Genomic DNA, 19,787 nt, shown 5'->3' on the forward strand with positions numbered 1-19,787 from the left:
CTATCTTCAGTGTAGAGTATAGGTTCCCGTGCTAAAATGCTATAAATTTTTCTGCTATGCGTTCTACAAAAGGTACCATCAGGCTGGAAGTGATGCCCTCTATCATAGCTTTACCCATATGGTTGAATACAGATTTTGAATAATCACGCTCCACTTCTATATTCCCCTCTCTTAATTCTCTGCGGCCTGCGGGGTTATTGGACTTAATGATTAAATTGTTCACTAGCCAGCTCCCTGCTTTACGCAGAAAGCCAGGGTTTTCAGGGTCATCTTTATCTAGGAGTAAAATTTCGAAGTCGTTGTAGAAGAACTGCATTTGCCCGACTGCCATGTGTTCTGTAGACTTCACAGAAAAGGCCGCCTTATCTATCTGTCCATCTTCTATACTTACAAAAATCAGGTTCTTAAACAGGGGATTCAAGGCATCGAAATCCATGGGTTGAAGTGTGCCTTCGTAAGTATACATGTCTTCCGGATGATTCAGGTGAAACATAAAACGAACACTCAATTCGCTTTCACCCATCAACTGAGCAGAAGCATGCACCAGAGCGATACTATCTAGGCTTAACAGCGTAGGATCATTGGTGACATTGAAGACTTCTATGTTAGCGTCTACGAAGCTAAGTATACCTGGTTTATTGCCATTCGGTGCTACTTCTGCATAAGTCAGTGTGGCGTCTTTTACAACAATTGTATCCACATCAACATAATAATCTACCTGTCGAAGCATTTCCTGCAGGGTGGGGGGCCTTCTGTCCGGATTTTCCGGAATACGCTTGTCCCGGTAAATATCCAGCAGCGGGTTAATAAGGAGCGCTTTCCTGATGATGATGTCCTGGTTGTTAAAAAGCGCATCCAGGTCTACTCCCTTCAGTTGCACTTGCGGAACATGCACATCAAAGCGATCATTCTCATAAGTGAGCCTGCTCATAAAATCATCTCTTTCGTAGAGCGGCAACAGGCGCAGGTCCTCAATGTAGAGGGACTGATCCTCTAGTGATGTTCTGATTTCCCCAATATTCAGCCTATACAAGCTGTCGGGTAGTAAGTAGGAGTAGTCCCGTACCAGCACGTCAATTTCATCTGCCTGGAACATTTCCAGCGGATCATTGGCCTCCAGAGATACAGTTCGCAGCTGATCCATTGCCACCGACACATGTGCTATCCTCTGGCTTGTCAGTACCGTATCCTGCAGGATGTTGAAGGTGACATTGCCATCGTTAACCCGCAGTTTATCCACTCTGAATGTTTCTACTACTTCGGCTATCTGTTTCAGTGTTTCTGAATCATCTGTGTTTTCCTCTTCGTCTCGGGTATCTGTGCTACGCGAAGGCACATTCCGGTCCTGGAGAACGGCTACTTCGGGTGCTGTGAGGAACATCTCTGCCATGGCAAACTCTCCTGTTTCATACGCCTGTATTAGGTCTAACCCCCTTACATGGAAACGTTCAGCAGAGACATCAAAAAGGTTGCGGTTTGCCTGTTCAATGTGCTGGAGCTTAAGGCGTGCATTTACTTCTTTATCAGAAGCCACATGAATGCGGCGGGCAGTAAGTTCCTGCTGTTGGCTGGAATATAGCAGGCTGTCTAGCCTGATAGTGTAAATACCATCAGGCGATCTGTACGTATAATCTCCCGCTGTCAGGTTCATCTCCTGCATCGGGAGAACGTCATCCAGCGCACCTAACCTGGCAGAACCAAGGTTAAGACCCAGCACAGTGGCGGAGGCATGATCCAGCAGTTGCGTACGGGTTACGTCAGCGCTTTTATCACGATATGTAAAGGTGCCATCCTCCATACGCAGGACATTCACCTTAATAGGGTTCACAATACGGTACAAGTCATCCATTGCCCCTTGCTGCTCCTGTGGCGCAGGTATAGTCCGATCCTTCAGCATAGCAAAGTCCGGTTGCCTGAGCAACACCTGGTCCATCAAGAGCTCGCCTGTTTCAATCGCTCTTATTATATCAAGTCCGGTCACGCTAAAATGAGTGGCAGAAATATCATAGAGGTTCCGGCTGGCAACACCCATGGTCTTCATCCGGTTATAAACATCTTGGTTGGGTGCCAGTGCCAAAGACTGGGCGGAGAGCAACTGCTTTTGGGTAGAGTAGTGTATGCGGTCCAGCGTAAAGGTATAGAGGTTGTCAGGTGTCCAGAAGGTGTAATCACGCGCTGTCAGGACAGCCTCTTCCACTGGAAGGCTTTCTGCTAAAGGGGAGAAGATATAAGCCGAATCTACTTTCAGTGCGGTGGCGCTCATGGAGATGTGTTGCAACTCCTGAATTCGCTTAAACTGACTAGTTCCGGTAAGATGCGTGAAGGAAGCATCCTGTATGTTTATATTTTCTACAAAAAGCCAGCTGATGAAATCAGACACAGCAGTATAAGCCTCCTGCAACTGGGCTTCAGTATCTGCTTTCGGTATAGATTTGTCGCGCCCTATCTTTATAATAGGGTTTAAAATATTTACTGTGCCTATGGTAAGACTGTCGGTTTGCCAAGCCTGAATCAGGTCCATGTTGCTAAAGTGCAGGAAAGGCGCATTTATATTGTAAATGAGTGGCTGCGCGCTGCCGCTTTGTTTGAGTCTGTCGTTTTTCTCCTTGTCACCTACAACCTGAATGTCGTTCAGGTGAAAATAATTGCCACGGGTAGACAGTTCCAGGTTTCCGGTGTTTATAGTATGCAGACTAAAAGGATGCTGATAGGTATAGCTTTCAGCAGAAAAAAGCAGTGCTTCAGCGAAGAGGTTGTTCTTTGGTGAAAACAGCGTGCTCGAATCAAGGCGGATTTCCTGCAGGGCTATTTTCATGCCGTCCAGTTCGTGCACCGTGATAAGTTCCTCCAGGCTTTCACTTACCTTGATATTTCCTTCTGTCAGGCGCAGCTCCCCAATTTCTATCGCCGTCAGGTACTTTGATACATCCTGATACACCTCATTTAATTCAGCCGTTTCAGTGGTAGCGGAAGCAACCATGTTGCGTAGAATATTAAGATCTGGCTTTTCCAGGAGAAGTTCGGTAATGTGTAATTGCTTTTTATGGTAAGCCTCTAACAAATCCAGGCCTGTCACGCGCAGCCCCGGCACTTTAGCAGCGTACAGGGTTTGGCTAGTTGCTTCAGGGGTAGCCTGTCGGTTTGGCAGAAGTGCTATACCTTCAGCCGTTAGAGTAGCCTCTTTCGAGGAGTATGAGAATAAATTAACCTGCAGCTGGTAGACGCTGTCAGGTGCCTGATAGGTATAGTCCCTAACCGTGATCTGCACGCCATCCGCATGAAACAGGCGGGAGGAATCCGGTTCGTCATGCGGTGGGATGCTGAATTCTTGCAGCTGTAAAGAAACCTGCGGTATTTCATGCTGTGGGAGGTCTTGCTCACTAAAGGTTAGGTAGCGGAAAGTAGCATCTTGAATATCAATCTTCCCGATTTGTAAAGCGTCAAGAAATCCAGGAAGCGAGCTACTACCTTCCTGTTTGTCATCTACTGTGTCACTCTTTATACTTTCATCCCTAATCAGGGTGATAAGAGGTCTTTCTGCGGTTACCATTCCGATGTTTGCCCGGTTATGGAAAAGGGCATCCAGCAGGTTTATCCGGGAAATCTGGAAGTGTGGTGTTTCCACTTCAAAGAGTAGTGGAGTAGCAGCGCCAGTGCTGCGCAGCTGCTGGTGCACAGCCGTATCAGGGGAAATGTGCAGTTGTTCCATTGTCACTGTTCCCATCAGCAGGTTGATCTGCAAATCTTTAAAATCAAGCGAGTAAAGGCCATTTGTGTTTTCACTTACCTGCTCTTTCAGGATACGCCCTACAACAGGTTCTAAAACTGTAAGCAGTAAGATAGAAGCCAACAGAATGAAACCAACTATGCCTCCAAGTATCATTCCTGTGATCTTTAACACTTTCCGACCCAGGCTTGGCGTAGCTGGTTGTGACATGGGATATCTTTAATTAGGGTTTTCAGGCATGGTAAAAGCCTTATATATATGTTACGGTTTTTTTATAAGAACAGATTTTTTGTGCAAAACTTAAAGTAGGTTGATGGGGGTGAAGGCAGCATTCAGATTGCTTTCCGAAACCTTGTGCCCTTATCTTCCTTTAATGCAAAAATCCCAGTATTCTTTTGAGATAAGGAATTCACAGCTGCGAGGTTTGTCATTTTTACTAAGCTACGGTGCAACATATACTTATAACGGGTAATATTATGTCCTCTGTCTTTACTCCCTCTTCTTATTTAGGTTTTCGCTTCGTACCTCTTGTTGGCGGGGCTGACAGAGGGTCTTCAGGCCAGTGGTGTTTGGGGTAGCGGCCCCGCAGGTCTTTTCGGACATCAAAGTAACCGGTGCTCCAGAAGCTGCGCAGATCCCGGGTTACCTGCACCGGGCGCGAGGCGGGAGAGAGGAGGTGGAGGAGCAAGGGCACTTTGCCGCTCCCAATGGTGGGGGTATCCAGCATTCCGAACACTTCCTGGAGCCGCACAGCTAACACGGGAGCAGCGGTATCTGAATAATTAACGGCTATACGTGAACCACTGGGCACCTCGAGGTGCGTGGGGGCCAGCCGATCCACTTCCTGTCGCTGCTCCCACGGCAGGTCAGACAGCAGTATCTCGTTGAAATCGAGGCGGGCTACTTGTTCCATGGTGCGTAGGCCTGCCAGGTGCGGTAGCAGCCACTGTTCCATAGTGGCGGCTAAGGCAGCATCCGATAAATCCGGCCAGGAATCGGGGTCTAACTGGTGCAGAAAAGCAAGCCGCTGCCGTGTACGCCGAGCTTCCTCCGACCATGGAAGCCGGGACACCCCTTTCTCCTGTAAACCCTGTAGCAGCGCCTGCGCGACAAGTTCCGGATCAGGTTTGGTTTGCGTGAATTCTTCCAGTACCAGCGCCCCCAGCCGTACTATCTGTCGCGCGACTACCCGTTCGGTAGCAGCATCCCAACGCACTTCCTGTAACTCTTCCAGCTGATCAGAGAAATGCTCCAGAATATCGGACTTTGCTATTGGCGCTGCCAGCAATACCCGCGCTTGCTTTCCCAGGTCGAGGTGCGCCACGCCATAAAACTCGGCTTCGCCGAACAGTTCAGTCTGCAAGAATGCCCGCTGGCCTGTTATCAGCCGTACACGCCCGGATGACTCCCGCTGTGCCAGCCGATCTGGGTAAGCGAGGGCCGTAAGTAAGCCGACAGGGTCTAAATTAAGTCTGTTTTCTGCTATCCGCAGGCGCTGCCGCAGGTTCTGCTCCTGTTCACGCACCCTGCGCAGTGCATTTTCATCTATCACATAGCCCGGAGTAGGAGGGCGTTTTCCTGCCAGGATCTCAAGGCGCAACTGCAGGTCCGGCAGCGGTTCCTGCCAAGTGAGTTGCACTGGCTTGAGCATGTCGCGTTCGGAGAGGAGGGAAGCCAGCGCGCAAGCAGTATTCCCAAAACCTGCTTCCTGGCCTCGCACCACCAGGTGGCCCAGCCTGGGGTGAACACCCAGCGAGGCTAAGGCTTTGCCATGGCGGGTGGGTTTGCCAGCCAGGTCAACTGCTCCCAAGCGTTGCAGCAGATCCCGCGCCAGGGACATGGCCGCAGCGGGAGGCGTGTCCAGCCACTTTAGCGCTGCGGCATCTTTTGCACCCCACAGCGCGAGTTCCAGCACGAAGCCAGTCAGATCCGCTTCGCATATTTCCGATGCCTGCCTCTCCGGGAGCTGCAGCTGATCAGCCGCGGACCACAGGCGGTAGCAAATGCCTGGCTCCAGCCGCCCCGCCCGGCCGCGTCGCTGATCGGCTGCGGCACTGGAAACCGGAATGGTAGCTAACGTGGTGAGGCCGGTGCGGGGAATAAATTTTGGTACCCTCGCATAGCCACCGTCCACCACGATGGTTATTCCCTCTATAGTTAAACTCGTCTCCGCAATGCTTGTGGTCAGCACCACTTTGCGTTTTCCTTTCGGAGCCGGGTGAATGGCAGCCAGTTGTTTGGAGAGAGTCAGCTCGCCGTGCAGTAAATGCAGGTCGGTTGCGGGTGGCAGTTTGCCTTCTAATTGCTGAGCTACTTTCCTTAACTCTCCCTTGCCTGGCAAAAAAACCAGCACATCACCTTCGGTGTCTGTCGCCAATGCCTGCCGTACTGCTTTGGGCACCAGGTTGGCCAGCCTTTCCATGGGCCGGTTACCCGCGGCGGCCACCTCTGTTGGCGGCAGGTAAAACGTTTCTACCGGAAACTGGCGGCCTTCGCTCCGGATAACAGGCGCATCCAGCCACTTGCCGACGGAGGCAGCATCGAGGGTAGCACTCATCACCAGCAGGCGCAGGTCAGGCCGCAACACTGTCTGGGCATCCAGCGCCAGGGCCAAACCTAAATCAGCCTGCAGGCTGCGTTCATGAAACTCATCGAATATGATAGCCGCAACACCTTCCAGTCCCGGATCATCCTGGATCAAACGGGTGAGAATGGCCTCCGTCACTACTTCAATTTTTGTTTTGCCCGATACCACATGCTCCATCCTTACCCAGTAACCAACTGTCTGGCCGGTAGTTTCGCCCAGTATATCAGACATGCGTTGGGCTGCAGCTCTTGCAGCCAAGCGCCGGGGTTCCAGCATAATGATTTTTCCGTTGTTCAACCAGGATGCCTCCAGCAGCGCGAGCGGGACAAGTGTGGTTTTGCCGGCACCAGGCGGGGCTTCGAGCACTGCCCTGGAGCTGGTATCTAAAGAAGACAGCAGCCTGGGTAGAGCTTCTTTAACGGGTAAATCAGGTAAATTTTGCACTGAATCAGAAGATATAGCGTTCACCTCCAAAGTTCTTTATTTTAAAGCATATATGGTAATAAAGTAAATAGCGGTTAGCCGGCACAGTAGTTTATATGCGCTTAGTGTAGATTATTAATATTTTAGATAAAGATGAATTACGCAGGCATCTACAACAATGTCCTGACATACAGGTATAATACATTTATAGGACTATTGTATTTCCTGAACCTGAGCTCTTCATGAAGCTGCTTTTAGGATGACGGTCCTTCGATACCCGGCTGTTTTTTTCTAACTTTAGGAATAAAACAGTTGTAAAGCTGTTATACAACTGGGGAATATTAAAACTGATAGGAGGAGCGTATGATAAAGCAATATTGGAAATTTGGATGGGTGGGAACGGTGTTGTTAGGGCTCTCGTTGCACCTTTGTAGTCAGCAGCCCCTGCGACCGGAGGCTCCGTTAGAGGCTGAGTCCGGCGCTGTTACAGCAGGAAAAGGCTTTAGGCCACCTGCTTTGCCTGAGTCTCTAACTTTTGCAGGTGAGCCAGTACCACTTCATGTGCCCGATGTAGCTGAACGCCTTGACAAGGAGATTCTTATAAACACTTATTCCCACTACAGAACGTTGATGGGCCTAAAGAGAATGCAGCGGTACATTCCTGAAATGAAACGACTGCTCCGGGAAAATGACGTACCAGAGGATTTCGTATACCTGGCCCTTGCCGAAAGCCTTTTTGGGCATGTTACATCGCCAGCCGGTGCGGCAGGCTTCTGGCAGCTGATGCCGGAAACTGCCCGTGGCTATGGAATGGTTGTGAACGGGGAGGTGGACGAGCGCTTCCATGTGGAGAAATCCACGCTGGCTGCCATCCGATACTTAAAAACAGCAAAAGAACGTTTCGGAACCTGGACTAATGCCGCCGCCGCCTACAACCGTGGGATGGGTGGCATTTCAAGGGCGCTGAAGAAGCAGGGAGTAGATTCCTACTATGACTTATACCTCAACGATGAGACGTCGCGCTATATGTTCCGTATCCTGGCACTGAAAGAAGTGCTTGGTAACCCGCAGAAGTACGGCTTTGATTTTTCGGAGGAACATGGCTATAATCCTTTGCCAACGCGCCCGTTAACAGTCACTACTTCTATTCCCGATCTTCCTGCTTTTGCTTTGGAGCAAGGCACAAACTATAAGACCCTACGCTATCATAATCCATGGATTAAGAGCTATGATCTGAAAGTGCCTAAAGGGAAAGAGTTTGTGCTGCAGTTGCCAAAGTAGTCGCAGCTATACCTGCTGGTTTGGTTTTTTATTGATTTGCCTGTAGGTGCCAGACTTCGTTTATTTTGCTACCTGTACTGCTCAGGCCGCTGTGGTGCCAGTCGCCTTCCTTCACATTAAAATCGAATGAAAGTTGTTGGCCCACTCTGCTGGAGTCGCGGGAGAAGAACTCAATTTTTTCAGTGTACTTGCCGTTTTCTGTGGTATAGGTGCCCCCTCCAGTACCAAAGAATTCTGCTGTTTCGGAGTTAAAAGCGATCCACTGAAAGCGATTATCCGATAGCATTTTAATCGTTTTGCGCGGTCCCGGGTTCATGGGGCTCATCTGACCGTCTCTTTCGCGGGCACGTATGCGCCAGGCACCAGCCAGGGGAGAAACTTCATTTTTTACCGGTACCTTTTCCCATGTTTCGGTAGCCTGTTGTCCTTTGATTCCCTCTATACCTAATTTGTCGTTCAGAATAGCATAAGCACCTGTCGCCGTTTTTCCCACTGCGGTACTGTCGAAGGTGTTGAACTCGTATGTCATAGAGATACTACCTCTTGAAACCTCATAAGTGCCGCCGTAGGTACCCAGGAATTTTTTTCCGGCTTCATCATAGTAAGCCACAGAAAAAAGCCCGTCTTCCATAATTTTTATGGCAGTAGCATTTGGGATGGCTGCTTGCTCCATCTTTACCGGGTCAATAAGACGCCAGGCTCCTTCCAGGTCAGTGGCTTGCACAGCAGCATGGGCTGCTATGTCTGCTTCTGTTTCTGCTTCCTGGTTCAGGTGTGGAGTTGTAAAGCCTACCAGCAGCAGCAAGCCCAGAGAAAAAATACTTTTGTCGGCAAATAATTTTCTTTTTGTCATCGCTTAAAGAAGGTTGGTTTTCAGGAATTTATTTCATTGCCGCTTGTGTAACCTGACATGTCAGGCTCTAAAAATACACAAATTCGACTTTAAGGTACAACGAAATTGCGGAAATGGAGTTGGTGCTGCCAATACCTTTTGCTTCTTTGTTTAAGAAGCGAAAAGCCGCTTTCAGCGCAGGTGTAGCAGGAGGGAGGTACAAGTAGCCCTATATAAAAAGACAGGCCGCCTCTCTCACGAGAGAAGCGGCCTGTAAAAAACTCCTAAGGGATTAAAAGCAGTATCAATTAATAATTACGGATTACCTGCAAACTCAGCACATTCAAGTTTCCGGTGGGAGGTGTTGCAAATCCCCGGATGATAAACGAATAATTTCTTGCAGACTCTAACGTAATGTTAGGAACAGACAATATAACATCCTGATTCTCTGCCCTTCTTACCTGAATGGTATGGGTGCCTGACGCTACTTTTCTAAAAGCTGTAGTCTCTTTGAATTCCAAGTTGGTTGTGAAGGAGTTGCTGGTGTTGTTCTTTATCATGACAATATCCAAAGCAGGGGCGTCAGGAGAAAGCTGTACCACACGTAAACCGGCTTCACCAGTACCAAGTATTATAAGGCTATCCTGTAGTGCCAGCAGCTCTATGTTCTGCAGCCGGTTTACTGCAAAAAGGGAGTATATTTTACCTTCACTAAAAGTTAGAGCTGTGTCGATGAAAGCATTCGAAGCGTTAACGGGCGTAAACTTCAGCCGGTGATTTCCAGGTGTTATAAAGTTAAAATAATCTGAATAATTGGCATACTTAAAGGCTTGGCTGTTGATGCGGCTGTTATCTACAAAAATGTCAAACTCAGGGGCATCGGGTGCTCCATGGTAAATGGAAATATAAGTAGCAGGCTGTACTACATCATTGTCTGAATCCTGCGCATCGAGACATGAGGTTAAGGAAATGGTTAATAAACTGCATAAGAGGACTGTAACTTTACTTAAAGACAGCTTACCTGGTTTTTTTTTCATAATAATGTGTGATAGATTAGAAGAACAAATAATTGTTTGCTGTCAGCACATCACACTTTGACAAATGCTTCAGTTCAGAATGTGCTGATATGGGATAGACCCCAAAAGACAGCGGTATGGTTGCAAGTACTCTGATCTTATTTATGCCTGAGAATAGCGAGAATTAATTAGTTTATCATTTAAGTGCTGGATGAGCTGTATGACCTTCTGAAATAATATTCGGTTTCGACTATATGACGGAGATGTGCAACCCTGAAGTTGAATTTTTCATTTGGTTTCAGCAGACTCAGAACTGTTCAAAGCCTTACGCATTATTACAATATGAGGAGCCACCGTAGCCTGGTAACAAACAACCTGCACATTATACCCGTATTTATATATGTTAAACTAAATAACATTTTATGAAAATATTTACAAGCAAAGCAGTAGCATCCAGTACAATGGCTTTGTTCTTACCTATTATGTTTAGTTGCTCTGTTTTATCTGGCAACAGCGTATCAGATGATCCTTACGTAGCTGCACAGCAACAAGAGGTAAGGGCTCTGGAACAGGAGGTAAGGCAAGCAGAGCAGTATGCGGAAGAAGCGAAACAAAGGGAAAAAGCTGCCAAAAGCAGGCTTAAAGCTGCTGAGTACGAGTTAAAAGCACTTGAGCAGCAGGCTAAAAGAAGAAACAGCTACTAAAGCTGCACTTTTAATTGAAAATAAATCAATCGTTTGGAAGAGGGTGTCCCTAAAGGTCACCCTCTTTCCTTTTTAGAGACCGAAGCTTTGGGTATTCATTAGATAAGCCTGGCAATATTATATTGAAGCCGCGCGCGACGCAGGTTAGCTGCATGTTTATTCCCAATCTCCTATCAATCGCTTTAGCACTACTATTTCCCCAAGGTGGTAGGCGTTGTGCTCGGCAACAAGCATGGCTTCCCGAAGCAGGTTCTGTCCGTTGCCATGTGCGAATGGCTCAAAAAGATCATTGGCCGGATCCTTTATCAAATTTACCATTCCTTCAAGGTCAGTAGTAATAGCGTGCAGTGTTTTGTTTAATGCAGCCTCGTTGGCTGGCGCTTTTTCCTGCGGCCAGTACCCCTCCGGCCACTCCGGCGACTGGTGTTGCGAGTTGCGGCTGAATTCCAGAATATCCCATTGGGCAATGCGCAGGTGCTCGAGCAATTGCCATATGGTATAAGGGAGGTTAGCGGCTTTTCTGCCCGCCTCTTCCAGACTGATACCCTGCAGAATTTCATCTCTTGTTTTAGAGGCCTGCCCACCGCGTAAGAGCTTTACCAGTTGTTCGCGGAGCTGTTTGTCATGTTCCATAGCTGTTAAATCAATTGAGTAACTATTCAAAGGCGTTACGCTTCACCAGTTTATAAGATGTTTAAGGCACCGCTGGGACTCTTGCGTAACGTCAGCTGTTAAGTTAGCCAAATTTTCATTCCATCAATTTACCCGGACAATTGTGCCCTCGTCTCCACTTAGGTTGTTGGCATCTGTTACGGGTATGCCTTCCCTCTCAAGATAGGTGCTGATTTGGGTAGTTCCCTTGTATGTGTGATATATATGGGCTCAATAAAGGAGCACCGAAACCAGTTTCTCATCAGAGAAGTAGTGTAATGTACTACAGGTCAGTACCAGTGGCTACTACCACTGGTTTAAAATCCTATTAGCCTGCGCGCTTTCGCATTCTCAAGCATTATTTTCTGGCTGGCAGGAGATAAGCCGAAGCTAACTATTTCATGCTCCAGGTTTTGCATGTTGCCATACCCGTACAGGTAACCATTAACACGCGCTGCTGCTGTAGAGCGAATCAGGTCAGTGATGGCGGGATATATCTCCAGAAACTCTTCCAGGAGGGCAGGCTGGCGCTGCAGTTTGTACTTCTGGTGCCGATCTTCTGCAAGGTAAAATTTCTCGAACGGATATATTTCAGTATATACTTTTTCTCCTGTTGTTTCTATCAAGTGTGCTTTAGCCTGCCGGGCCTGTTGTTCCTGTTCCGGGTTATGGTAAAATATGGCAGACATATATTGCCTCTTCCAGGGGGCACGGGTAACTTTATGGCTGGAGAAAAACAGCTGCAGTAGATCACTGTAATTTGTTTTGGCAGGGTCATACTCCAGTTGCAGCGTCTCGATGTAATCTGCCAGAGTCCAATAGGTGGGATTTGCTGAGGTGCCGCCTGCATATCCTACCCGCGTGCGAACCACAGCTTTTAAACTCCCAAAAAGAGCATCGGGACTCCAGAAGCAGCCCATAGAAAAGGTTGCCAACTCTGTTTGCTCAGGAGCAGCCAGGTCCAGGGATGGTTTGATTAAGCGGATATCATACATCACTAACTGATGTACGCATAAAGCAGGCTTTTGTAAAAGGAGAGTGATGAGCATATTGTGTAACAAACGTTACATCCGTGCTTCTGTGAGTAAAACGAGGGAGGTAGGCTGCAGTATTGTGTTAAATGACCTTGTAGTGGGGCGAGTTAAGTGCTTTGGAAGAGCCGTCTCAAAGATAAGCAGCCTTACTGCCTCCTGCAGAAAAGAAGAGTGGGTGTGTCCAATTATAAAAAGAAAAACGGGGAATGATTTTTTTTACTTCAACACGCCATCCAGGTAAGCCCAGCTGATAAGCTGATAGGAATGGTTAAACCCCTTTTTTCGCATCATTTTTCGAAGGTATTCCTGCACATCATCCTCGCTTAAATTAAATTTTTCTCCAATTTGCTTGTTGGTATAGCCATCCGCTAAATAGGCTATTATAGAGCACTCCCGCCAGCTAAGGATTTGTAAATTTGCTTTCATATAAATAGTCATTTAGATACTTCATTCACCACTACTCTTTAGAATAATTCAATAATCAAATATCTAATGACATTATAACAAGGGCAATACCCAGTTCTGGTGATTTTTTATGCGCTTCGTCTCCCAGGAATAGTTGAGAGGGCTATAGGTTGAGCAGTGCTCTGTTACTTTTTTGTATCCTTCAGTAGAACAAGTAATTGAAGGGTTTTATACTTATTCCTAATCGGAGCATGTTGGTTTTTTCCTGGTAGTCAATCAGGCTTTCGGCGTACCCATGATACCATTGTAAGGTGATAAATGCATTTCCGGAATTGGTAGGTCTATAGTTTAGCTGTGCCTGTATGTTTCCATTCCAGCCACGAGCGCCCTTCCTGCCCAGAACATCCAGGATTAACTTTTCCTTTTTAATTTCTAATATATACATGGCCTGTGTGTAGCCAACATAGTCTATCAGGTCCGGATTATCTGTCATGTAAAAGAAAGGGAGCCATGCCTTAAACTGTACAATAGATTTAGGAGTAATGAGCATAGTATAGCTGCCAGAGACATAATTCCAGCTTCTGGACAGTGTGCTGTCCAGGCCATTCGACTCATGCTCTATCTGAAGCGCCAATGACCCTAGCAGTTCTCCATTTCTAAAAAGAAGTTTGCCTAAGCCTAAGCCAGGATTAAAATTTATCTCATTAAATGGGCTGGACCATGAATAGATATTCCAGAAAGCTTTTTGTGTATAGGTCAGAAACAGGTATGAATTCCAAGGTAGGCTCGCACCGGTGAGCCGGTGCTTAAAGCTAATCTGATACTTTACGTCCGAATTTTCACCTGTCGGCACCTCCGTTGGTGTGGTTCCGGTTACAATATAGTTGTCTTTGTAAATAGTGAATGCAGGCGTTAATTTTAGTATCTGCGTGGCCGAATCTCTGCTGATTCGCTGCCCATACCCTGTTCTGGCTGAAAGGATAACAATAAGAAGGCATAGGAACCTCATGTATTTTATCATGCTGCTGTTAAGTTGGGATTACTGCCCTGATAGCTAACTAATGCTTAGGTTTTATAATAGAGGGTGTCTGCTGCTTTGTAGATACTCTGCCGTTACTTTAAAGTTGCAGAGATAAAGCTTTCCTGTTTTGAAGAGTACATATAGATTCATGCGTGATGAGAAAAGCGTCTGTGGCAGATGAGTTAAAATTAGGCTTCTTGCGAATTAATATAAATACGCGCCACCTTTGTCGTTAAAATTTATTAATTTAATATTCTGAATATTAAACTTCAGGGGAGCTTCTGGTAAAAACATGGCACCGCGTGTTCATGGCAGTGATCTGGTTAACCTTAGGAATCTAAAAATAGGGCCAGAATTGTTACGCCTTCCGAACTTCAACAGCGATGCTGCCTGAATGATAGCCTGAAACTAAACTGTATGAGAAGAGGAAACATGCACTTTAAACTTTAGCTTTGAAGGGTTAATAATAAATCTTCTGAACCTAGTAAATTTAACATGGACGAATTTTTAAAAGTTGCTTTTGATGAGGCGCAGAAGGGGTATGCTGAAGGCGGTATTCCTATCGGCTCGGTACTAGTGCATCAGGGCAGAATTATCGGCAAAGGCCATAATAAGCGTGTTCAGAATGGCAGTGTGGTGTTGCACGGAGAAATGGATGCTCTTGAGAATGCCGGCCGGCAGCCTGCTTCTGTTTATAAAGAATGCACCATCTATACAACACTTTCCCCGTGCTCTATGTGCTCAGGTACCATACTCTTATATGGCATCCCTAAAGTGGTGATAGGAGAAAACAAGACATTTTTGGGAGAGGAAGATTTGTTACGTTCAAAAGGAGTAGAAGTGGTTGTCGTGGATGATGGTGCCTGCCTTGATCTCATGCAAAAGTTTATAAATGAAAAGCCTGCCCTCTGGAATGAGGACATTGGGGTATAACAAATCACATAAAGAACCATCTAATGCAGGGAGGCACGTAGTTTGCTCTTGTATGAAAGCGCCGATGGTAAGTTGTCTGTTTCAGTGGCTATTTTAAAAAACCTCTGTCCTGAAAACAAATCGCTGCTCTTTAAGTGGATTATTCTATATTTGGCGTGCAATGCAGGTAATGACAGAATAGGCATTTTTTGCGCAAAGCAGTATGAAAATAGAACAGGATGCTTTGGGCTCTTTAATGGTATTTCAAGTACGAATATAATAGCTAATACAATGAACAATGTTTACGAAGGTAAAGTAATGTGGTCTCACCTGGATGTTAATATGCACATGCGCCATTCAGCTTATGCTGACTTTGCCGCACAAGCCCGTATATCCGTCCTAGACAGCCTCGGCCTCGACTTCAAAACCTTTCAGGACCTGAAGGTAGGACCCATACTTTTTCGTGAAGAGCTTGTTTACCTGCGTGAGGTAGGAATTAATGAAAGAATAAAGGTAACCATAGAGTTAACCAAGAGCCGTCCTGATGGGTCCCGCTGGTCCATACGCCACATTGTATATCGGGAGGATGGCGTTAGGGCTGCCGTGGTTACTGTGGATGGTGCCTGGTTAGACGTAGAGAAGCGCAAGCTGACAGTGCTTCCAGCAGATCTTGTTGAAAAATTTGCAACCCTGCCAAAAAGCATCGACTTCGAGGAAATACGTGCTTAAAAGCGGTCTGCACGCACGAGGTTTAAGAGTAGTGTGATACTTTCTGTTCTTCCAGACAAAATACAGCATGCTCTAAAGCAGCGGTAGTTGCTTTTTGCTACTGCATATACACAAGCCTCTCAAGATATGTTGGGCAATGTAGTTATACTTTTTGCTTTCTGGGGGCTGCTGCGGCTCGAGCATAAAAGCCTCGCCGTATTAGGGCTGAGGCCTTCGCTTTTAAGGGTGCTGCAGTTGCTGCTGGGCTTTCTGGCTACGCTGTGTCTGGCCGTAATATTAAGTTATCTCCTGTCTTTTATAGCCAACTTTAGTTGGGAGCCTGCCCCTGACACAGGAAGTGGATTTTTATTTGAGGGCCTGTACAGCACCTTCCAGTCTGTTTTATTCGAGGAACTGCTTTTCAGGGGATACTTCCTATATAAAACCATTACGTTGGTGGGGGAGAAAAAGGCAAATCTTGCTAGTGCAGCTGCATTTGGTATTTACCATTGGTTTACCTTCGGAGTATTGGGTAACCCTGTTATGATGATTTGGGTGTTTGTGAACACCGGCCTTTGGGGACTTATGTTTGCCTATGCCTACTCGAGAACGGGTTCACTGGCTTTTCCAATTGGTTTGCACTGGGGCTGGAATTTTATTGATCAAATCATCTTTAACAAAGAGGGTGGCAGCCTGTTCTCATCGGTGACGTCGGTACACACCCGCTACCTGAGTAATTTAGAAAGCATGTTTTACCTTCAGCTGCCGGTCCTGGCGTTCGCCGTGCTCCTTATCGTGCTTCTCACGCAGCAGGCTCGTCCAGTTAGGTTTTCACGCCATTCCTAAATCATACCAGCCTAGCCTAGCCTTAGCCCTGTACTGGTAAAGAAAAAAGGCAGCACAGCCCGCTTCTGCAGTTAGATAGCGGGCTGTGCCGTTCTTCTGTACAATAGCTGTGTTACATTTGAGCTGCTTTTATACCACTAGCGATGACAAGCGCATCTTCCAGTGCGCCATATATTGGGTCGGCCAGGCTGGTTTTCTCGCAAAGGGTTTTTCTAAGGTAAAAGCTGCCGTAGGTGGCCGCAATGGCTGCCGCTGCACCAATTGCAGCTCCTTCTACCGCCTTTTTATGATTTATTAAATATATAGCTGCGCCTGCCACTGCTCCTGTAGCACTCCGCATGATCAGGGAAGGCAGTTCTATTCTATCAGGCACACCCGGCACTTTGTCTCCCACCAGTTCACTGGCTGCTAACCCTTTCAAAACCATGGCTACCGTGCTGTTTCCTAAAAAACGTAAAGGAGTGTTTTGAAGAGGAGAGTTCTCATCTTGACTCACAAAGTGACTGATTAGTGTAGGGGCCGCTAATGAGCGCATGCCAGCGAGGGCACCGAATGCTAGGGTTTTATAAAGTGTGTTGTTCATAGCTTTTGTTTTTAAGCCTTTACGCAGGGTATCTGATTGCAGCTAAAAAACTGACGAAGATGTTCCATAATTGGTTTTGCAGCAATTGTGGTTCAGCCTTTACTTCTTTAAAAGGTAAGAGCAATGCAAAGCTACGGCAATGCGTCTTTCCTTCGTGTATACAATAAAATTTTATCCTCTCGCTGACATTTAAATCTTTTTCAGTGTTAATATGTAATTTATGTAACTAATTTTTTAACTTATACAGTATTTTCTGATAAGGAATGCAATTTAGTTCAGTGAGATGTTAAAACTCAGCAGATGAATGTACACCTATGTATAAGCGGATTAATTTGCTTCTAAACATAAAGCCAAGCGAAGCGCGGCTTGTAGGGCACCTTTTTATCGTGCAGTACTTTATGGGTGTGGCCACTGCTTTTTTGTTTACAAGTTCGCTCACGCTCATTCTCTCTTCTTACCCTGTTGCCATATTCCCGAAAATTTATATCCTGGCAGCGGTTCTTTTATTTATAGCCAACCTGATTTATGCCAGGCTGGAGGCACGCATGTCGTCTAAAAAGCTGCTGCAGGTGATAACCATCTTTTCTGCCACTTCTGTCTGGCTTTACTGGCTCTGCCTGACCTTTTTTACAATTGAGTGGATGCCGCCGTTATTGGGTGCCTGGAATGTGGTGGTATACATGCTGGTGGGCTATGCTTTCTGGGGAATGACCGCTATTATGTTTAATGTGCGGGAGAGCAAGCGCCTGTTTTCCATTGTTGGAGCTGGCGACATACCCGCTAAAATGTTGGGTTATTTCTCCGTAACAGCGCTTGTGCCGCTAATCGGGGTGGTTAACCTGTTGTGGGTTTCTGTTGTCGCTTTCGCTGTGGCGTACGTACTCCTGCAAAGGTACATCTCTGAAGAAAAGGTAAATGGGGAGCATGACAATACGCATCATTCAGCAGCACCCCCGAAGCATAAAAGCCAATCTATTATAAGTCGCTACTTTCATAACCGACTTATTTTCAACATTGCCCTGTGGTCGTTGCTAGCTTATACTATTTACGCTATCATAGACTTTACTTTCCTGGAAGAAATCAAGCTGAAGTACAGCGCAAATGATCATGAACTGGCCACCTTTGTTGCTGTTTTCTTTGCATTAGGCAGGTTAATCGCAATTGGTATCAAACTGGTTTTCAGCAGCAGGGTAATTGCGCGGCTAGGCGTGACGAACTGTCTGCTGATTGCGCCCTTGCTGTTACTGGCTATTAACGGTTTCATTATTATATCCGGAGAGGGCTTAACAACTCACTTGTATGTTTTTGGGGTAATGGTGTTGCTGTCTGAAATTTTACGTTCTACACTGCAGGAGCCGGTTTTTTTCGTCCTGTTTCAGCCGCTCCACCCGCATAGCCGCCTGAAGGGACATTTAATTGCGAAAGGCTACACCTTGCCATTCGCGCTAATGGGTGTCGGTGTTTTTCTGACCGTGTACCTGCAGTACCACAGCGGTTTGGATATAACCTTAGTGTCAAGGCTGCTCTTTGTGTTGCTGCTGGTTTGGGCTGCAAGTGTTTTTCTGATTCGTAAGTCTTATATGCGTACTCTGATCAACGTTATCAAGCGTGGCTACTTTACAGGCTCAGAGCTGTTCCTGAACGACGAGTCAGTGACAGAGGTACTGGTGAAGAAAGCACGTAGCAATAAGCCACAAAAAGCCATTCATGCCCTTCATCTCCTGGAAAAATCCGGTTATAAGGATATCAACACGCTGTTGTTCGGGCAGCTGCATAGTAAGTCCTGTGAAGTGAAAGAGTATGTAGTTTCCCGAATTATGGAGAACAGACTGGCAGAAGCTCTGCCGCTGCTCAAGAGTCGCCTGCGAGCGAATTTCGACCCAGCCATAAAGCCTCATTTAATGAAGGCACTTTATTACCTCGACACACAAAACCTAGCGAGTCAGTCAGCTTCAATACAAGACCTGGACAAGGCCTGTAAGAAAGCAGCCATTGTTGGTCTTCTGTACCGTAACCAAGTGGAGGCAGATGCTGTTGTAGCAGAGGAAATGTTGAAGATGGTAAACAGCCGAAATGAAGAAGATAAGCTTGTTGCTATAGAAATTATTACTGAAACCAGGCGGAGTGATTATGAGCAGGTGTTGGAGACTTTTCTACAGGATGAAGCACCAGCGGTCTATAAAAAAGCTATCGAGGCAGTGGGGGAGGTGAAAGACTTTGCCTTATTGGAGCAAACGGTGCAGGTGGCGTTAGAGAAAAAAGCCCTGTTCCCGCTTCAGAAAGCCTTGGTGCACTTCGGGGATTCAGTTTTTGCGACTCTATATATCCTTGACAAGCTATATCCGGAGGCAATAACGAGCTTGCTCATCAAAGTTGCCGGTAAAATGAGGGGCGGGTATTCTATTGCCTTTTTAGAGCGGATGCTGAAGGAGGAAACGGGCTTTACTGCAGCAGTAGTGGATGCTCTCTGGCAGCAGAAAGCAATTGTGTCTGCTGAGTCGCAGCTTCTTCTTAGAAGCTGGACCCAGGTAAAGCTGGAACAGAGCCTGCTGAAGGCTACCTACTACCTGCATCTGGTATCCGATGAAGTTGTTGCACCACTACAGGATGCTGTATGTTCTGAGATTCATCAGGACATACAGATGCACTTCAAAAGTTTGTCGCTGCTCTATGACCGATCGCAGATTGAGCGTGTCATGGAGCTTTATAATGTTGGTGATGCCTCTAAAGTTTATAACGCCATCGAAATGCTGGAACTGCTTATCCCGCAGAAGTACTTTAACGGCATAAACACGTTAATTGAGTTGGAGCAGGATATTCGTAAAGGCCAGGTGGTGCCGCCGCACACGAAAGAGATGCCCGCCAGTGTCATTATTGAGGAAATTCTCCTGGAGAACAAGGCTGGGTTTAACTCATGGACTATGTCTGTTGCCTGTTATATGATACCGAGGCTTCAGGAAAAGGAATTTCCGAGGTACATCTTGGATAAAAAAGCCGGCAAAGTTGACAACCTGTTTGAGGAGACCAGGGAATATGTTTTATCGATGCTTAACTAAG

15 protein-coding genes are annotated in these 19,787 nt (G+C 46.6%); 6 read left to right on the forward strand and 9 right to left on the reverse strand.

Annotated elements, in window-relative coordinates:
• Window positions 1-31 precede the first annotated feature (31 nt).
• Both E1919_RS10060 and hrpB read right to left on the reverse strand, forming a co-directional pair.
• Window positions 32-3,937, reverse strand: a complete 3,906-nt coding sequence (locus E1919_RS10060; RefSeq protein WP_162053246.1) for an AsmA family protein — start codon at window positions 3,935-3,937, stop codon at window positions 32-34.
• A 292-nt stretch (window positions 3,938-4,229) separates the two neighbouring features.
• Window positions 4,230-6,782 (reverse strand): ATP-dependent helicase HrpB, encoded by a 2,553-nt coding sequence (gene hrpB / locus E1919_RS10065; protein ID WP_162053248.1) that lies wholly within the window; start codon window positions 6,780-6,782, stop codon window positions 4,230-4,232.
• A gap of 318 nt (window positions 6,783-7,100) precedes the next feature.
• On the opposite strand from hrpB, the gene E1919_RS10070 reads away from it, so the two are divergent.
• Window positions 7,101-8,018, forward strand: a complete 918-nt coding sequence (locus E1919_RS10070; protein WP_162053250.1) for a lytic transglycosylase domain-containing protein — start codon at window positions 7,101-7,103, stop codon at window positions 8,016-8,018.
• A gap of 28 nt (window positions 8,019-8,046) precedes the next feature.
• On the opposite strand, the gene E1919_RS27335 is transcribed toward E1919_RS10070, so the two are convergent.
• Window positions 8,047-8,871 carry a membrane or secreted protein gene (locus tag E1919_RS27335; RefSeq protein WP_202915892.1) on the reverse strand — a complete coding sequence of 275 codons (825 nt, stop codon included), beginning with the start codon at window positions 8,869-8,871 and terminating at the stop codon, window positions 8,047-8,049.
• Between the two features lie 287 nt (window positions 8,872-9,158).
• Window positions 9,159-9,887, reverse strand: coding sequence for a DUF4397 domain-containing protein (locus E1919_RS10080; protein WP_162053252.1), 729 nt, complete (start codon window positions 9,885-9,887; stop codon window positions 9,159-9,161).
• A gap of 401 nt (window positions 9,888-10,288) precedes the next feature.
• Here E1919_RS10080 and E1919_RS10085 point away from each other — a divergent pair, with 401 nt between their 5' ends.
• Entirely contained in the window at window positions 10,289-10,570 is a 282-nt protein-coding gene (locus E1919_RS10085; protein WP_162053254.1) for a hypothetical protein, read from the forward strand.
• 156 nt (window positions 10,571-10,726) lie between these two features.
• On the opposite strand, the gene E1919_RS10090 is transcribed toward E1919_RS10085, so the two are convergent.
• The 4 genes from E1919_RS10090 to E1919_RS10105 all read right to left on the reverse strand — a co-directional run bounded on the left by E1919_RS10090 (window position 10,727) and on the right by E1919_RS10105 (window position 13,681).
• Complete coding sequence (locus E1919_RS10090; protein ID WP_162053256.1) at window positions 10,727-11,203, reverse strand: DinB family protein; 477 nt, start codon at window positions 11,201-11,203, stop codon at window positions 10,727-10,729.
• 335 nt (window positions 11,204-11,538) lie between these two features.
• Window positions 11,539-12,216 carry a peptide-methionine (S)-S-oxide reductase MsrA gene (locus E1919_RS10095; protein ID WP_162053258.1) on the reverse strand — a complete coding sequence of 226 codons (678 nt, stop codon included), beginning with the start codon at window positions 12,214-12,216 and terminating at the stop codon, window positions 11,539-11,541.
• A gap of 255 nt (window positions 12,217-12,471) precedes the next feature.
• Complete coding sequence (locus E1919_RS10100; protein ID WP_162053260.1) at window positions 12,472-12,681, reverse strand: response regulator transcription factor; 210 nt, start codon at window positions 12,679-12,681, stop codon at window positions 12,472-12,474.
• 181 nt (window positions 12,682-12,862) lie between these two features.
• On the reverse strand, window positions 12,863-13,681 hold the full coding sequence (locus tag E1919_RS10105) for a phospholipase A (RefSeq protein ID WP_162053263.1): 819 nt from the start codon (window positions 13,679-13,681) through the stop codon (window positions 12,863-12,865).
• A gap of 495 nt (window positions 13,682-14,176) precedes the next feature.
• On the opposite strand from E1919_RS10105, the gene E1919_RS10110 reads away from it, so the two are divergent.
• The 3 genes from E1919_RS10110 (at window position 14,177) to E1919_RS10120 (ending at window position 16,147) form a co-directional block, all read left to right on the forward strand.
• The gene (locus E1919_RS10110) at window positions 14,177-14,614 is read left to right on the forward strand and encodes a nucleoside deaminase (RefSeq protein ID WP_162053266.1); all 438 of its coding nucleotides are present in this window, start codon (window positions 14,177-14,179) and stop codon (window positions 14,612-14,614) included.
• A 270-nt stretch (window positions 14,615-14,884) separates the two neighbouring features.
• Window positions 14,885-15,322 carry an acyl-CoA thioesterase gene (locus E1919_RS10115; protein ID WP_237144215.1) on the forward strand — a complete coding sequence of 146 codons (438 nt, stop codon included), beginning with the start codon at window positions 14,885-14,887 and terminating at the stop codon, window positions 15,320-15,322.
• A 126-nt stretch (window positions 15,323-15,448) separates the two neighbouring features.
• Window positions 15,449-16,147, forward strand: a complete 699-nt coding sequence (locus tag E1919_RS10120) for a CPBP family intramembrane glutamic endopeptidase (protein WP_162053268.1) — start codon at window positions 15,449-15,451, stop codon at window positions 16,145-16,147.
• 112 nt (window positions 16,148-16,259) lie between these two features.
• Here E1919_RS10120 and E1919_RS10125 read toward each other — a convergent pair whose 3' ends face one another.
• Window positions 16,260-16,730, reverse strand: coding sequence for a DUF4126 family protein (locus E1919_RS10125; protein WP_162053270.1), 471 nt, complete (start codon window positions 16,728-16,730; stop codon window positions 16,260-16,262).
• A 332-nt stretch (window positions 16,731-17,062) separates the two neighbouring features.
• On the opposite strand from E1919_RS10125, the gene E1919_RS10130 reads away from it, so the two are divergent.
• Entirely contained in the window at window positions 17,063-19,786 is a 2,724-nt protein-coding gene (locus tag E1919_RS10130) for a hypothetical protein (protein WP_237144222.1), read from the forward strand.
• Window position 19,787: the final 1 nt, after the last annotated feature.

The sequence above is a fragment of the Pontibacter pamirensis genome, from assembly GCF_010015475.1.
Taxonomy (GTDB): domain Bacteria; phylum Bacteroidota; class Bacteroidia; order Cytophagales; family Hymenobacteraceae; genus Pontibacter; species Pontibacter pamirensis.

Bases quoted from the DNA above. Each gene is read 5' to 3' on its own strand.
- E1919_RS10060 (WP_162053246.1), bottom strand. From the start codon at position 3,937: ATGTCACAACCAGCTACGCCAAGCCTGGGTCGGAAAGTGTTAAAGATC.
- E1919_RS10070 (WP_162053250.1), top strand. From the start codon at position 7,101: ATGATAAAGCAATATTGGAAATTTGGATGGGTGGGAACGGTGTTGTTA.
- E1919_RS27335 (WP_202915892.1), bottom strand. From the start codon at position 8,871: ATGACAAAAAGAAAATTATTTGCCGACAAAAGTATTTTTTCTCTGGGC.
- E1919_RS10080 (WP_162053252.1), bottom strand. From the start codon at position 9,887: ATGAAAAAAAAACCAGGTAAGCTGTCTTTAAGTAAAGTTACAGTCCTC.
- E1919_RS10085 (WP_162053254.1), top strand. From the start codon at position 10,289: ATGAAAATATTTACAAGCAAAGCAGTAGCATCCAGTACAATGGCTTTG.
- E1919_RS10090 (WP_162053256.1), bottom strand. From the start codon at position 11,203: ATGGAACATGACAAACAGCTCCGCGAACAACTGGTAAAGCTCTTACGC.
- E1919_RS10095 (WP_162053258.1), bottom strand. From the start codon at position 12,216: ATGTATGATATCCGCTTAATCAAACCATCCCTGGACCTGGCTGCTCCT.
- E1919_RS10100 (WP_162053260.1), bottom strand. From the start codon at position 12,681: ATGAAAGCAAATTTACAAATCCTTAGCTGGCGGGAGTGCTCTATAATA.
- E1919_RS10105 (WP_162053263.1), bottom strand. From the start codon at position 13,681: ATGATAAAATACATGAGGTTCCTATGCCTTCTTATTGTTATCCTTTCA.
- E1919_RS10110 (WP_162053266.1), top strand. From the start codon at position 14,177: ATGGACGAATTTTTAAAAGTTGCTTTTGATGAGGCGCAGAAGGGGTAT.
- E1919_RS10115 (WP_237144215.1), top strand. From the start codon at position 14,885: ATGAACAATGTTTACGAAGGTAAAGTAATGTGGTCTCACCTGGATGTT.
- E1919_RS10120 (WP_162053268.1), top strand. From the start codon at position 15,449: ATGTTGGGCAATGTAGTTATACTTTTTGCTTTCTGGGGGCTGCTGCGG.
- E1919_RS10125 (WP_162053270.1), bottom strand. From the start codon at position 16,730: ATGAACAACACACTTTATAAAACCCTAGCATTCGGTGCCCTCGCTGGC.